Below are 13916 nucleotides of genomic sequence, written 5' to 3'. Positions count from 1 at the left end.
AAAGCAATAGCACGAATGATGCGCAATGCGCGCGAGGAGACGAACACTGGGGCTTTCCTACAAAGATGCCGGCGTGGATATCGCGGCCGGCAACGCCCTCGTCGAGACCATCAAACCGCTGGCTGCGGCAACGCAACGCGCCGGCTCGATGGACGGGCTGGGCGGTTTTGGCGCCCTGTTCGATCCCAAGGCGGCGGGGTTCGAGGACCCCATTCTCGTTGCAGCAACCGACGGCGTGGGCACCAAGCTGAAACTCGCCTTCGAAACCGGCCGTTTCGATACGCTCGGGATTGATCTGGTTGCCATGTGCGTCAACGATCTTGTCGTGCAAGGCGCGGAACCGCTGTTCTTTCTGGACTATTTCGCCACCGGCGGGCTCGACCCGGCGGTGGCCACCGCGGTCGTGACCGGTATCGCGGAAGGCTGCAAGGCGGCCGGCTGCGCTCTGATTGGTGGCGAAACCGCGGAGATGCCAGGGCTTTATGCCAGCGGCGAGTTCGACCTCGCCGGGTTTTCCGTCGGCGCCATGGAACGCGGCACGGCATTCCCGCGCGCGGACCGTCCGATTGAAGCCGGCGACCTTGTCATTGGTCTCGCCTCCAGCGGCGTTCACTCGAACGGTTATTCCCTGGTGCGGAAAATCGTCGAACGTGCGGGCGCAGAATTGACGGCACCTGCGCCTTTTGATGCGGGCCAGGAACTCGGCGCCGCGCTTCTCACGCCGACACGCATTTACGTCCGCGCCTGTCTCGCCGTCACCGGCCTGCCCGCGCTCAAGGGTTTTGCGCACATCACCGGCGGCGGCCTGCTTGAGAATATCCCGCGCGCGCTGCCCGATGGTTTCGGCGCCGCGCTCGACGGCACGAGTTGGTCGGCACCACCTGTTTTCGAATGGCTTCGCCAGGCCGGCGGCGTCGATGACATGGAGATGGCGCGAACCTTCAACTGCGGCATCGGCATGATCGCGCTGGCCGGTGCGGCGGGCGCCGGCGACATCGTCGACGCCCTCAACGCCGCGGGTGAAGACGCCCGGATCATCGGCACGATCGTGCCTGATGCCGACGGCGAAATCGGGATATCCGAATTCGCGGCGGCGCTTGGCGGGAGCGCATGAGCCGCCTGAAGATCGGCGTTCTGATTTCCGGCCGGGGCTCCAACCTCCAGGCCTTGATCGCCGCCTGCGCCGCACCGGGTTTTCCCGCCGAGATCGTGCTGGTCGTGTCCAACAGGCCCGATGCCCCGGGGCTCGATCATGCCGAGGCGGCCGGCATACAGACCGCGGTGGTCGCGCATGGCGAATACCCGGACCGCGAAAGCTTCGACCGGGCTATCGACAAGCACCTCAAATCATCGGGGGCGGAACTTGTCTGCCTGGCCGGCTTCATGCGGCTCCTGTCAAGCTGGTTTGTGGAGGCTTGGCGCGACCGGGTGGTCAACATTCACCCCTCGCTCCTGCCCGCCTTCAAGGGCATCGACGCACATGCGCAGGCCATCGCGGCGGGCGTACGGCTGAGCGGCTGTACCGTTCACATCGTGCGCCCGGAAATGGACGCCGGGCCGATTCTGGTCCAGGCCGCCGTCCCGGTCATGCCGGGCGACGACGAAGACACGCTCGCCGCGCGTATCCTCGAGGCAGAACACATGTGTTACCCGCTTGCCGTCCGGCTGCTGGCCGAAAATCGCGTGAAAATCGTCGACGAGCGCGCGATCGTTGAAATGTCGGCCGACGATGTGGCCCCCCTCATTTCGCCGCCGGCGGGATAAAGCGCAGGCGCCTGCGCCGAAGGGCTTTGACGCCCCCGGCGGTCGCGTATAGAACTCGCGTCAAGGCTTCATCAAAACATGCGAGTGAACATGTCCGACGAAATTATGAATCTCGACCGTCGTTGGAAAACCTGGGGCGGTTTTCTGAAACTGATGTCCTACTCGGGAATCGCGGTCACGATCATCCTGCTGCTCATGTGGTGGACGCTCGTCTAGAGAGCCCATCACGCGCCTGAACAGGCGCTGCAATCAGCCGACGATTTCATTCTCGTCGAAGAAGAAGGCGATCTCTTCGGCGGCCGTCTCGGGCGCATCCGAGCCATGCACGGAATTTGCTTCGATCGATTCCGCGAATTCCTTGCGGATCGTGCCGTCTGCCGCATCGGCGGGATTGGTTGCTCCCATGATCTCGCGATTTCGCGCGATGGCGTCCTCACCTTCCAGAACCTGCACAACCACCGGCCCGGACGTCATGAACGCGACCAGGTCATTGAAGAACGGGCGTTCGCGATGGACCCCGTAGAAGGCTTCGGCCTGCTCGCGACTGAGGTGAATGCGGCGTTGCGCCACAACACGCAATCCGGCGTCCTCGAACTTGGCAATGATCTTGCCGGTGATGTTCCGCTTCGTTGCGTCGGGTTTGATGATCGAGAACGTGCGCTCGAGGGCCATGAATTTGCTCCGGTCAGGAATGGAAATGTTGGCGCCTTATATCCAGCACAGGCGGCGGCGACAAGGCACCGATCGCCGCGCTGAACATTCGGCAAGCCAAATTCAACTAACCGGTCGCCTTCTGCTCCCAGCCGCCACGTTCGGTTTGCTGCCAGTAAGTCAGATCGTGCCCCGCATCTTTGTACAACTGCCAGCGCGCCCTCGCCGCACTCACGATGGCTTCGTCACGCCCGTCGAACAGCTCGCAAACGAGATCGAAGCTTCCGGGGTCGGCCGACTGCGCGCCGTCGGCCAGAAACAAGACCCGCGCGTCATTGGGGTTTTCATCCTGGTCGGTCAGCCACACCGGCTGCAATGCACCATGCCCGTCGGCCTTGCTCCCATGGGGCAGGAAGACACGGTCATTGTAGGTCCACAGATGCGCGTTCAGGTCTTCGACCCGCTCGGGCGAGCCCGCGATCACGACGGCGCGCCGCCCATCACGAACAACAGTCCGCTCAAGCATGACCGGCAGCACCTCGTTCAGAGTGCGGCGCGTCAGATGATAGAACCGAATTTCCGTCACGGTGCGATCGGGCCTATTTTTCGTAATTGTCGCGCACGAACTGATCGAGCGTACGGACGGCAAAACCGGTCGCACCCCGCGCCATCAGGGGCTGCTCCTTGTCGGACCATGCGACACCGGCAATATCCATATGCGCCCAGGGCACGTCGTTGGCATAACGCTGCAGGAACTGCGCAGCCGTGATGCTGCCCCCCCAGCGCGGCCCGACATTCTTCATGTCGGCGCGCGGCGTATTGATCTGCCGGTCGAAGGCTTCGTCGAGCGGCATGCGCCAGACTTTCTCTCCCACCCCCTGGCTCGAAGACACGATGCGTTGCGCCAGACCGTCGTCATTGGCGTAAAGACCCGCATATTCGCGCCCGAGCGCCACCATGATCGCCCCGGTCAGGGTCGCGAAGTCGATCATCACGTCGGGCTTGAAGCGTTTTTGCGTGTACCAAAGCGCGTCCGCCAGAACGAGCCGGCCTTCGGCGTCGGTGTTGATCACCTCGATCGTCTGGCCCGACATCGATGTCACGATATCGCCGGGGCGCTGGGCATTGCCGTCGGGCATGTTTTCGACCAGGCCAACGACGCCGATGACATTCGCCTTGGCCTTGCGGCCCGCGATGGCGCGCATGGCACCGATGACCGTACCCGCGCCACCCATGTCCCAGATCATGTCTTCCATGCCACCGGCCGGCTTGATCGAAATCCCGCCGGTATCGAAGGTCACACCCTTGCCGATGAAGGACACGGTCTCGTCGTCTTTGCCAGCGCCGTTCCAACGCATCACCACGAGCTGGGATTCGCGAACACTGCCCTGGCCAACGGCCAGCAAGGCCTTCATGCCGAGCTTGCGCATCTGCGCCTCACCCAGCACCTCGACCTTGACCCCCAGCTTGGTCAGCTTGCGGCACTGCGCAGCCATCCATTTGGGTGATTTCACGTTGCTCGGCTCGGACACAAGATCACGGGCCATATCCACACCGTCGGCCACCGGCGCAAACACCGCATAGCGGCGGCGCGCATCCGTCGCGCCCTTCACCATGATTTGAAGACGCGCGAGGCCGTCCGCACCGCTGCTATCCTTCGAACCGGTCAGGTATTTGTCGTATTTGTAGGACCGCAGACGCGCGCCCGTTGCGATGCTTGCAGCCAGTTCACCGCCACGCACCTTGGCACCGGACAGCTCCGCGATGACCGTCGCCGCGGAACCCGACACGGCCCCGACCGCCTTGTATATCTGGGCGCCGATTTCCTGGGCACGCAGCGCGTCTACATCCTTCGCGGTGCCGGCGCCGATCATCAAAATCGTCAACTTTTCACGGCCCTGCGGCGCGAGAACCGACAATCTTTCGCCCTTCTTGCCCGCAAAACTCGCGGCCTCCAGCGCGCGCGACAGCGCGCCCTTCGTCGCCTTGTCGACGGCCCTGGCGCTGGTTCCCAGCCGCGCATCCGCGTCGACCAGAAATACGAGGAGGCCCTTGGTGGGAAGCTTCGGTTCGGCGAACGAAATTTTCATGACAATCCATTCCATAAATAAGCGGGACACAGGCCGCGACACGCCGCCGAAAGCCTATCGAGATTTAGAGTACCCATGAACCGGGCGCAAGACATGCACCACCGCCCCCGGAAGTGTTTTTCCCGGCCGAACGATCTGTTACAAACAATTCGACAGGCAGGTCTTTGTTTTACGAATCAGCAACTTGAGAGACGTTTCCGGGGAAACGTCAAACCGGGAGCATCCATGACGTCGATCAGCGGATACATATTCCGGCAACTGGCATTCGCCACGCTGTTCGTCGCCGGCGCACTTGTATTGCTGATTTCGTTGTTCGGGTCGCTTCGGCTGATCGACTTCATCGTCAATCGCGGCCTGCCGGTCGCGGTCCTGTTCGAAATGACCGCCCTCAACCTGCCGAAATTCATGGCCGTGGTTCTGCCGATCGCGATCTTCGCCGCTATCCTTGTGGTCTATAACAAGCTTACGAATGACAGCGAACTCGTTGTCATGCGCGCCGCGGGTATCGGCCAGATTTCCCTCGCGCGGCCCGGCCTTGTGCTGGGCGTTCTCGGCGTCCTCGTCGGATATGCCCTGCAGCTTTACCTGGTTCCCGCATCAACGCATGCCTTCAAGCTGCAGCAGTTCAACTATCGCAACAGCTACGGGAGCGTCCTGCTCCAGGAACAGCGTTTCAATACGCCGGTCAGCGGTCTGACCATCTACGTGCGTGAGCGCTCCGGCGAGGGCGAACTGCGCGGCATCTTTGCCCATGATTCCCGCGACCCCGAACGCCCTGTGACCTACACGGCGGAGCGCGGCACCGCGAGCCAGACAGGCCAGGGAACCCGGGTGGTTCTGTTCAACGGCAGCCAGCAGGAAGTCGATCGGGAGTCCGGCCGCCTGACCTTGTTCAACTTTGACCAGTATTCGCTCGATCTCAGCCTTCTCAGCCAGGATGTTTCCACCCGATGGCGCGAACCCGAGGAACGCTTTCTGGGTTCGCTTCTGTGGCCGGGCGACGGGCTGCACGACCGCACCTATTCGGGCCAACTCATCGCCGAAGGCCACCGGCGTCTCACCAGCCCTCTGCATATCCTGGCCTTCGCCGCCGTCGCCATGGCCGTGCTACTTTCCGGCGACCTGAACCGCCGGGGCCAAGCCAGCCGGATATTGCTCGCCATTGCGCTGATTTTCGCCCTCCAGGTCGCCGCGCTGGGATTGTTCAACGTCTCGCGGCGTTCGTTGGCCATCATTCCGTTCAGCTATGCGCTGCCGGTCGGTGCGATCCTCTTCTCGATCTATTGGCTGGTGCGCAATCCGCGCCATCGACCCACGGTCGCCGCAGATGCCTAGGCCGCCACGCCCGTGATCGCTTCGCGCACCATATCCTTCTACATCCTGCGCCAGTTCCTGATCTGGTTCGTGATCATGTTCGCCACGATCGTCGCAGTCATCCTGCTGATCGATGCCGTCGAGCTGCTGCGCCGCGGCAGCGGACGGTCCGAAGCGACATTCAGCGTCATCACCAGCATGGCATTGCTGCGGACGCCTTTTCTTGCCCAGGAAGCCGTGCCATTCGCGGTCATGTTCGGCGGCATATTCACCTTCCTGCGCCTGACCCGGAACCACGAACTGGTTGTCCTGCGTGCGGCCGGCGTTTCGGTCTGGCAGTTCCTGACCCCCGCCATCATCGCCGCCGTGGCGCTCGGCATCATCAACATCTCGGTCATCAATCCCCTTTCCGCCGTTTTGCTTTCGCAGTTCGAAGAACTCGAAGGCAGGTATTTCACGGGGCGCTCATCCCTGCTGGCGGTATCTGCGGAAGGCATATGGCTTCGCCAGAATGGCCATGACGGCGCGAGCCAGACGGTGATTCACGCCGAGCGCGTCCAACCCGACGAACTTCGCCTGGAGCAGGTGATCGTTTTCGAGTTCGCCGACGACGACAAGTTTACCGGCCGGATCGACGCCGAGAGCGCCTTGTTGCTGAATGGGCGGTGGGAATTGTCCGAGGCTTGGTTGACCCGGCCGGGACGCGCCGGCGTCTTCGTGGCCAAACAGGATCTCGCGACCGACCTGACGCCCGACAAGATTCAGGAAAGCTTCGCGAGCCCCGACACCGTTGCATTATGGAATTTGCCGCGGTTTATACGGGTACTCGAAGAAACCGGATTCTCGCCCGTGGCACACCAGCTCCAACTGCACACACTCCTGGCGGAGCCGTTCCTGCTGGCCGCAATGGTTCTGATCGCAGCCGTATTCTCTCTGCGTCTGACCCGGCGCGGCGGCACCATTGTTCTGGTCGGCGCCGGAGTCCTGGCCGGGTTCTTCCTGTTTCTGCTGACGAACGTCATCCAGGCGCTGGGCCTCGGCGCAAGCGTGCCCGTGATCCTGGCGGCCTGGACTCCGGCCGGCGTCAGCCTTTTGATTGGCATCGCCTTCCTCCTCCATCAGGAAGACGGATGATGTCGATACGCGCGCTCTGGATTGCGGTCAGTCTGTTCGCGGCGGTGGCAACCGGCACGCAGGCCATCGGCCAACAGGTGGATTCCGAACAACCGGTTCTGATGACGGCGGATGATTTGTCATTCGATGAGGAGCTCGGAACCGCGACGGCGCGCGGCAATGTGGAGATCGTTCAGGGTGAACGAATACTGAACGCCGATGCGGTCACATATAACCAGCGCGACGATATCGTCACCGCAACCGGCAACGTGGTGCTGCTTGAACCGACGGGCGAGGTGCTGTTCGCCGAATTTGCCGAACTCACCTCAGACATGCGCGAAGGGTTCCTGCGCGGATTCCGGATGCTCCTGAACGACGATTCGCGCCTCGCGGCGGTCAGCGCGCAGCGCCGTGGCGGCGTGGAGACCGAGTTGACGCGCGCGGTCTATTCGCCTTGCCGCAACTGCCTCGGCTTCGATGAAGAACCCCTTTGGCAAATCAAGGCGCGCCGGGTCGTGCATGACGCCGAAGCCCAGGAAGTCGTCTATCGCGATGCCACACTGGAACTGCTCGGGCTTCCCGTCGCCTACACACCGTATCTCAGCCACCCGGACCCGACCGTCGAACGCAAGTCGGGCGTCCTGACCCCGACGTTCGGGGCCTCCAGTCTGCTGGGTTCATCGATCCAGGTCCCGTATTTCTGGGCGATCTCGGACGAAAGCGATCTGACGTTCGACCCGATCATCTCAACCGACCAGTTCCCTGTCGTGACCGGTGAATACCGGCAAAGATTCGCCAGCGGCGAGAATCGCACCCGCGCGTCGTTCACGCGGGATGACGCCCAGACCGGAGAGACCCGGCTGCGCGGCCACATCGATTCCGAAACGCGGTTTTCCATCGATGAGCTGTGGCGCTGGGGGGCGGATATCCGCCTCGCCAGCGACGACACCTATCTTGGACGTTACGGATTCCAGGGCGGTGACACGCTCACCAACCGGCTCTATGTGGAAGGCTTCGGGTCACGGTCCTACGCCGTCGCCGAGGCGCTGTATTTCCAGGGTCTGCGCGACGGAGACATCCAGAACGAAACCCCGATCGTTGCCCCGAATCTCGACTATCGCTACATCAGCCCGCCCGGCAGTTTCGGCGGCATGACAACGCTCGACGCGAATATGCGTGCGCTCACCCGCGAAGAAGGCGCGTCGACCCAGCGGATCAGCCTCACCCCCGGCTGGCAAATATCCCACACCGACAGCCTGGGCTCGATCACCAGTTTTCGGACCTCGGTCCAGGGCGATCTTTATAACGTCGACGATGTGGAAACGAACAACGGCCGTGAAGATGCGGTGGTCGGACGCATATTCCCCCAGGCCGTGGTGAGCTGGCGTTATCCATGGGTTCGCCGCTCGGGGCCGAACAGTCAGACTTTCGAGCCCATCATGGCGCTTGTTGTCGCACCCAACGGCGGCAACCCGGAGCGTATTCCCGACGAAGACAGCCAGAGTATCGCCTTCGACGAGACCAACCTGTTCGACGCCAACCGGTTCTCGGGCACCGACCGTGTCGAGGGCGGGCAGCGCGTGGTCTACGGCATCCGCACGGGGGTATTTGGTTCACGGGGCGGCGCCTCCACGCTGACGGTTGGCCAATCCTTCCGGTTCCGCAAACCCAGCCCCTATCCACTGGGAACCGGGCTCGAGGATCAACTCTCGGATATCGTCGCCAACCTGCAGATCACGCCCAACCGGTTCTGGAACCTGCTTTACAAGACCCGGTTCGATCATGATTCCCTGCGCGCACGACGGACCGAAATCTCGACGACGGTAGGCCCACCCGCGCTGGCCGCCGATCTCAACTATGTGTTTTTCGATCGCACCAGCGGGTTTCCCGATCGCGAAGAGGTCACGGCATCGCTGAAATCCAAACTGACCGATCAATGGTCGGCGCAGATGCAAACCCGGCGCGACCTTACGGCGGAGGGCGGAACGCTTTCTTATGGCGCCTCGCTCGTCTACGAGTGCGATTGTATGAACTTCGAGCTAGTATATGGCCGGACGTTCACATCCGATCGGGATATCCCGCGGGTTGAATCCCTGACGTTCAGAATTACGTTCAAAAGCCTTGGACAGATTGGCTCTTCGGTCTTCTAGATGAAACAGGCAGTTCACCAGACACGCGCCGCACCCTCGACGTGCGTACGCACGCCCCTGAGGCGGCTGCTCGGGGCGGCGTGCATGGCAGCGGCGTGCTTCGCGGCGAGCGTGACGGTGACGACACCTGCCTCCGCGCAGGACGTGCAACGCATCGCCGCAGTGGTCAACGAGAAAGTCATATCGATCTTTGACGTGCAGCAACGCATGCGCCTTCTGATCTCCTCGTCCGGCCTGCCGAATAACGCCGAAACACAACGCCGCATCGCGCCTCAGGTGCTACGGGAACTGATCGACGAAGCCCTGCAAAATCAGGAAGCGGAGCGATTGAATATCCGTGTTACCCAGCGTGAAATAGACTCTGCATTGGAACAAATCGAATCATCGAACGGGCTCTCGGCCGGCGGCTTCGAATCCTTCCTCGGAAGCCAGGGTATTTCTCTGGACGCGGCGCTGACTCAAATTCGGTCAAACCTTTCCTGGCAGAAACTTCTCGCACGCACGGTTATCCCAACCATCGAGATCGGCGATGAAGAAATCGATGACGTCGTTGCGCGCATCGAGGCCACCGCAGGCGTAACCGAATACCGGGTCGGAGAGATTCTTCTGCCCGTCGACAATCCTGCCGATGTGGGCGATGTCGAAGTCCTGGCAGATCGGCTCGTGAAACAGCTGCGCGATGGTGCTGATTTTCGGTCCGTGGCCCAGCAATTCTCCAAGAGTGCGACCGCGGCAACCGGCGGGGATATCGGCTGGGTTCAGCCGGGCGAACTGGACCCCGCGATCGACAATGTAATTGCCAACCTGGATCGTCTGGAAATATCCGAGCCGATCAAGGTGCCCGATGGCATACAGATCATCATATTGATCGACCAACGCACAAACGAACCGCCGGACCCGAATGATCGCACCGTCGCATTGCGTCAAATGCTGCTGCAAGTCGCTGCGGATGACGCGCCCGCTGCCATCGACGCGCATATGCAGACCGCACGGGCCATCTCGTCGAGTGTGCGGGGTTGCGATGATTTTGCAGCCGCGGCTACCGAGGCCGGAACCCCGCAGCCCGCGACACCGTCCACGTTCAAACTCAAGGATCTGAACGCCGATTTGCGCGCGCTCGCAGCCCAGCTCGATGTCGGCCAGGCAAGCGCGCCAATCCGCCTGCCGTCCGGCGTGCAGGTGCTCATGATCTGCGAGCGTCAGGAAAACATCGGACCGGACCGCGACGTCATTCGCAGAACACTCGAACGCGAGCGCGTCGACATGCTTTCACGGCGCTACTTGCGCGACCTGCGACGGTCTGCGTTCGTCGATCTGCGTGTTTAACGCCGACGCGCTGCCGCCCTTGCGAGAAATCGTGGGGCGCTTCGAGATCGCGGCCCAGAAATCACTCGGACAGCATTTTCTGTTCGACCTGAATCTGACACGGCGAATTGTATCCGTCGCGGGCGATCTGACGGGCATCAACGTGATCGAAATCGGCGCCGGCCCGGGAGGTTTGACGCGGGCGCTGCTCGAATCCAACGCCCGGCATGTCTTCGCCATCGAGCGCGACCCGCGCGCGGTTGCGGCATTGCGCGAACTGGCCGAGCGGGCCGCGGGACGCCTGACCGTCATCTCCGCCGACGCCCTGAAGACCGACCTGACCGAGATTACCCCCCATCCCCGGCGGATCGTGGCAAATCTCCCCTATAATGTCGGCACACAATTGCTCATCAACTGGCTCATGCAATCAGAGGCCTTCCTCGGCTTTACGTTGATGTTTCAGAAAGAAGTGGCCGCCCGCATCGTCGCGACCCAGGGCAGTAAATCCTACGGCCGGCTTTCCGTCCTCGCGCGCTGGCTGACGGAACCGAGAACCCATTTTGACATACCCGCATCGGCCTTCGTGCCGCCTCCCAATGTTACCTCCAGCGTGATCGGCCTCGATATCCGTTCGACTCCGCTCGCGCCCGCGCGCCGGGAAGACCTTGAAATCGTCACGCGCGCGGCCTTTGGCCAACGGCGCAAGATGCTTCGCCGTGCCCTCGCCCAGATCGGTGGGGCAGACATTCTCGCCGCGGCAAATGTGCCCGAAGACGCCCGGGCGGAGGATCTCAGCGTCGAACAATTCTGCGCGATTGCGCGTGTTCTGGGCGCGCGTCCGCTTGCGCGCTGAACTCTGCGATGCCAATGTTCGCGAATGCTGAAATTCCTGAAACGCGAAAATTCGTCTGAGGCAAAGGCAACCAGACCGGCCCACGACCCCGCCGTCCCCGGCTTTCGTCATCGGGTGCATGAACCCGAATATGCACGGCTGGGTCTTCCCTTCTGCCAGCAGGATTCGATCCGCAAGCTCGCGGTGCTGCTGGATGAAGAGGTAGCACTTCGCAGCTCCAAATGAGCGGCAGCTTGCGGGTTTGCCGGACTACCCGCTCGGCGTTTTGTCTACTGGCCCTGCCGCAGCAGACGCACGAGGTCTGACAAGCCTTCTTGCCGGGGCCGCCGAAGGCGCTCGGCGTCAAGTATGGCCATCACCTTCGCGACACTGTCTTCAAAGCTTTCATTGACCACCACATAGTCATACTCGGACCAGTGCGTGATCTCGTCTGCGGCCTTCGCCATGCGATCGGCGATCACCTCATGGCTGTCCTGGGCCCGGGTTTGCAGCCGCCGTTCGAGTTCGGCCGTCGTTGGCGGCAGGATGAAGACGCTCACCAGGTCGTCGCGGGCGCGCTCCGCCACCTGCTGGGTGCCCTGCCAGTCGATGTCGAAAAGCACATCACGGCCTGAACTGAGGGCGTCGTCGACGGGGCCGCGTGGCGTCCCATAATAGTGGTCGAAGACCTTGGCGTACTCCAACAGCTCCTGACGATTCACCATCAGATCGAATTCCGTCCGGTCAACAAAGACATAGTGTTCACCGTCGACCTCGCCCGGCCGGCGCGGCCGGGTGGTCACGGAAATCGACAGGGATATTCCCGAATCCCGCTCCAGAACGGCGCGCGAGATTGACGTCTTGCCCGCGCCCGAAGGCGAGGAGAGGACAAGCATCAGCCCGCGCCGCCTGATCTCCAGCCCACCGGTCGTTTCATCGACCATATTGCGTCCTATTCGACATTCTGCACCTGCTCGCGAAACTGCTCGATGGTCGCCTTCATCGCCAGGCCGATCCGCGTCAACTCGACATCCGCCGATTTGGAACACAGCGTGTTCGCTTCCCGGTTTAGCTCCTGGCACAGGAAATCGAGCCGCCGTCCGACGGCCGCACCATCGTCCAGCAACTCACGCACGGCCGCGACATGTACGGCGAGGCGGTCCAGTTCTTCGCGAATATCGGCCTTGCCAACCAACACCGCCGCCTCTTGTGCCAACCGTTCCTCGGGCAATTTCGGGTCGGCCCCCAAAAGCTCCTCGACAAGCACAGAGAGACGTTCGCGGATCGCCGCGGGCTGAGTCGCGGTCGCACCGGCGGCCTCCTGCGTCAGGCTTGTGAGGACATCCAGATGGCCCGTCATAATCTCGTCGAGACGTTGTCCTTCGCCGGCCCGTGCGCCCGCCAGCGCCGTCAGCATGTCCTGCCCCGACGCGACCATCGCGGTCTCGCGCGCAGCGCGCATGTCCTCGTCCTCCACGACATCAACCGGCTCGAGCATGCCGCGTATGGACAGCAGGCCGTCGATGGTCGGCGGCGTATCGGCAATCGCGTCGCCCAATTCCGCGCGCAGCGTCTGCACCTGGTCCAGAAGGTCCCGGTTGATCCGGAAACGGGTACTCGTCTGGCCGACCCTTTCGAGGGACACACCGACGGTGATGTTGCCGCGCTGGAACATTTTGGCCGCTGCCGCACGAACCGCCTGTTCGACAGCCTCATAGCCGTTCGGAACACGACAGCGCACATCGAGACCGCGCGCGTTAACGCTGCGTCCCTCCCACGTCCACGCGTAGAGATCATCCTGCCCGGCCGTGCGGGCGAAACCGGTCATGCTTTGAAGGGTCATAGCGTGGAGAAGACCGGTAGGAGGTGACTCAACCCGGCGCGCGGCAGTGCTGCTATCATGCTTTGCCTTATAACTTGGCACCGGATCACCAACAACCCGGTGCGCAACCGCAGGAAGCCCGGTGCCGCCGTTCGATAATCCCGGTCATGTACTGATTACGGGCGCCTCCAGCGGGATCGGCGCGGCTCTGGCCGTTGCCTATGCCGCGCCGGATCGATCGCTGTCACTCGGCGGGCGCAACATCGCGCGCCTCGACGCGGTCGCCGACGCATGCCGGGCAAAGGGCGCCCGGTGTGAAACGCGCCGAACCGACGTCACGGACCCGGTCTCGATGACGGCGTGGCTCAAGCATGCGGATGCGAACTGCCCGCTGGATCTGGTCGTCGCGAATGCCGGTATCTCTGCCGGAACAATCAAGCTGGGCAGTGCGCCCGACGCCAGCGATGCCGAGATATTCGCCACCAACGTCGATGGGGTGGTCAATTCCGTCGAACCCGTCCTCGCCCGCATGCTCGCGCGCGATGCCGGGCAGATCGCCATCATGTCGAGCCTCGCCGGTTTCCGGGCCTTTGGCGCGGCGCCAGCCTATTGCGCCAGCAAAGCCGCGGTTCGCTTCTATGGCGAAGGATTACGACGCGCATACCGCCGCAGCGCTGTCGGTATCAGTGTGATTTGCCCGGGGTTTGTGCGGTCGCCAATGACCGACGCCAACAATTTTCGCATGCCGATGCTGATGGATGCCGACCAGGCCGCGCGCCGGATCGTGCGGGGACTGGCTGCCGGAAAATCGCGAATCGCATTTCCTCTGCCACTCTATCTGGGCATTCGCATGCTCGCATTCCTGTAAACCGAGG

At 62.5% G+C, this 13916-nt stretch carries 15 protein-coding genes; 10 read left to right on the top strand and 5 right to left on the bottom strand.

Annotated features, from left to right (window positions below; all coding sequences use genetic code 11):
• Positions 1–25 precede the first annotated feature (25 nt).
• The 3 genes from purM (at position 26) to ABJ363_01500 (ending at position 1980) form a co-directional block, all read left to right on the top strand.
• Positions 26–1114, top strand: a complete 1089-nt coding sequence (purM, locus tag ABJ363_01510; GenBank protein ID MEP4377651.1) for a phosphoribosylformylglycinamidine cyclo-ligase — start codon at positions 26–28, stop codon at positions 1112–1114.
• Positions 1111–1764 (top strand): phosphoribosylglycinamide formyltransferase, encoded by a 654-nt coding sequence (gene purN / locus ABJ363_01505; protein ID MEP4377650.1) that lies wholly within the window; start codon positions 1111–1113, stop codon positions 1762–1764. The genes purM and purN overlap by 4 nt, the downstream gene beginning before the upstream one ends.
• Positions 1765–1854: 90 nt before the next feature.
• Positions 1855–1980, top strand: a complete 126-nt coding sequence (locus ABJ363_01500) for a hypothetical protein (GenBank protein ID MEP4377649.1) — start codon at positions 1855–1857, stop codon at positions 1978–1980.
• Positions 1981–2013: 33 nt separating this feature from the next.
• Here ABJ363_01500 and ndk read toward each other — a convergent pair whose 3' ends face one another.
• The 3 genes from ndk to ABJ363_01485 form a co-directional block, all read right to left on the bottom strand.
• Entirely contained in the window at positions 2014–2436 is a 423-nt protein-coding gene (ndk, locus tag ABJ363_01495; GenBank protein MEP4377648.1) for a nucleoside-diphosphate kinase, read from the bottom strand.
• Positions 2437–2542: 106 nt separating this feature from the next.
• Positions 2543–3001 (bottom strand): DNA polymerase III subunit chi, encoded by a 459-nt coding sequence (locus ABJ363_01490; GenBank protein MEP4377647.1) that lies wholly within the window; start codon positions 2999–3001, stop codon positions 2543–2545.
• A 13-nt stretch (positions 3002–3014) separates the two neighbouring features.
• Positions 3015–4505 (bottom strand): leucyl aminopeptidase, encoded by a 1491-nt coding sequence (locus ABJ363_01485; GenBank protein MEP4377646.1) that lies wholly within the window; start codon positions 4503–4505, stop codon positions 3015–3017.
• A gap of 225 nt (positions 4506–4730) precedes the next feature.
• Between ABJ363_01485 and lptF the strand changes: the two genes are divergently transcribed.
• The 6 genes from lptF to ABJ363_01455 all read left to right on the top strand — a co-directional run bounded on the left by lptF (position 4731) and on the right by ABJ363_01455 (position 11465).
• Entirely contained in the window at positions 4731–5840 is a 1110-nt protein-coding gene (gene lptF, locus ABJ363_01480) for an LPS export ABC transporter permease LptF (GenBank protein ID MEP4377645.1), read from the top strand.
• A gap of 12 nt (positions 5841–5852) precedes the next feature.
• The gene (lptG, locus tag ABJ363_01475; protein MEP4377644.1) at positions 5853–6953 is read left to right on the top strand and encodes an LPS export ABC transporter permease LptG; all 1101 of its coding nucleotides are present in this window, start codon (positions 5853–5855) and stop codon (positions 6951–6953) included.
• A complete protein-coding gene (gene lptD, locus ABJ363_01470; GenBank protein ID MEP4377643.1) occupies positions 6953–9082 on the top strand; it encodes an LPS assembly protein LptD in 2130 nt (709 codons plus the stop codon). Before lptG ends, lptD begins: the two co-directional genes overlap by 1 nt.
• 84 nt (positions 9083–9166) lie before the next feature.
• Positions 9167–10408, top strand: coding sequence for a peptidylprolyl isomerase (locus tag ABJ363_01465; GenBank protein MEP4377642.1), 1242 nt, complete (start codon positions 9167–9169; stop codon positions 10406–10408).
• On the top strand, positions 10401–11240 hold the full coding sequence (rsmA, locus tag ABJ363_01460; GenBank protein ID MEP4377641.1) for a 16S rRNA (adenine(1518)-N(6)/adenine(1519)-N(6))-dimethyltransferase RsmA: 840 nt from the start codon (positions 10401–10403) through the stop codon (positions 11238–11240). Before ABJ363_01465 ends, rsmA begins: the two co-directional genes overlap by 8 nt.
• Before the next feature lie 24 nt (positions 11241–11264).
• Positions 11265–11465 (top strand): hypothetical protein, encoded by a 201-nt coding sequence (locus tag ABJ363_01455; protein MEP4377640.1) that lies wholly within the window; start codon positions 11265–11267, stop codon positions 11463–11465.
• Positions 11466–11509: 44 nt separating this feature from the next.
• Here the strand turns inward: ABJ363_01455 and gmk are convergent, their stop codons facing one another.
• Together gmk and ABJ363_01445 are read right to left on the bottom strand one after the other, a co-directional pair.
• The gene (gene gmk, locus ABJ363_01450) at positions 11510–12163 is read right to left on the bottom strand and encodes a guanylate kinase (protein MEP4377639.1); all 654 of its coding nucleotides are present in this window, start codon (positions 12161–12163) and stop codon (positions 11510–11512) included.
• 8 nt (positions 12164–12171) lie between these two features.
• Positions 12172–13047, bottom strand: coding sequence for a YicC/YloC family endoribonuclease (locus ABJ363_01445; protein MEP4377638.1), 876 nt, complete (start codon positions 13045–13047; stop codon positions 12172–12174).
• A gap of 136 nt (positions 13048–13183) precedes the next feature.
• On the opposite strand from ABJ363_01445, the gene ABJ363_01440 reads away from it, so the two are divergent.
• Positions 13184–13909: an SDR family NAD(P)-dependent oxidoreductase gene (locus ABJ363_01440; GenBank protein ID MEP4377637.1), complete on the top strand. Its 726-nt coding sequence runs from the start codon at positions 13184–13186 to the stop codon at positions 13907–13909.
• The last annotated feature ends 7 nt before the right edge of the window (positions 13910–13916 follow it).

It is taken from the genome of Alphaproteobacteria bacterium (genome assembly GCA_039980135.1).
Lineage (GTDB): Bacteria > Pseudomonadota > Alphaproteobacteria > UBA6615 > UBA6615 > UBA8079.
Note: the sequence above shows the minus strand (reverse complement) of the source record. Positions and strands in the feature narration are given on the sequence as shown.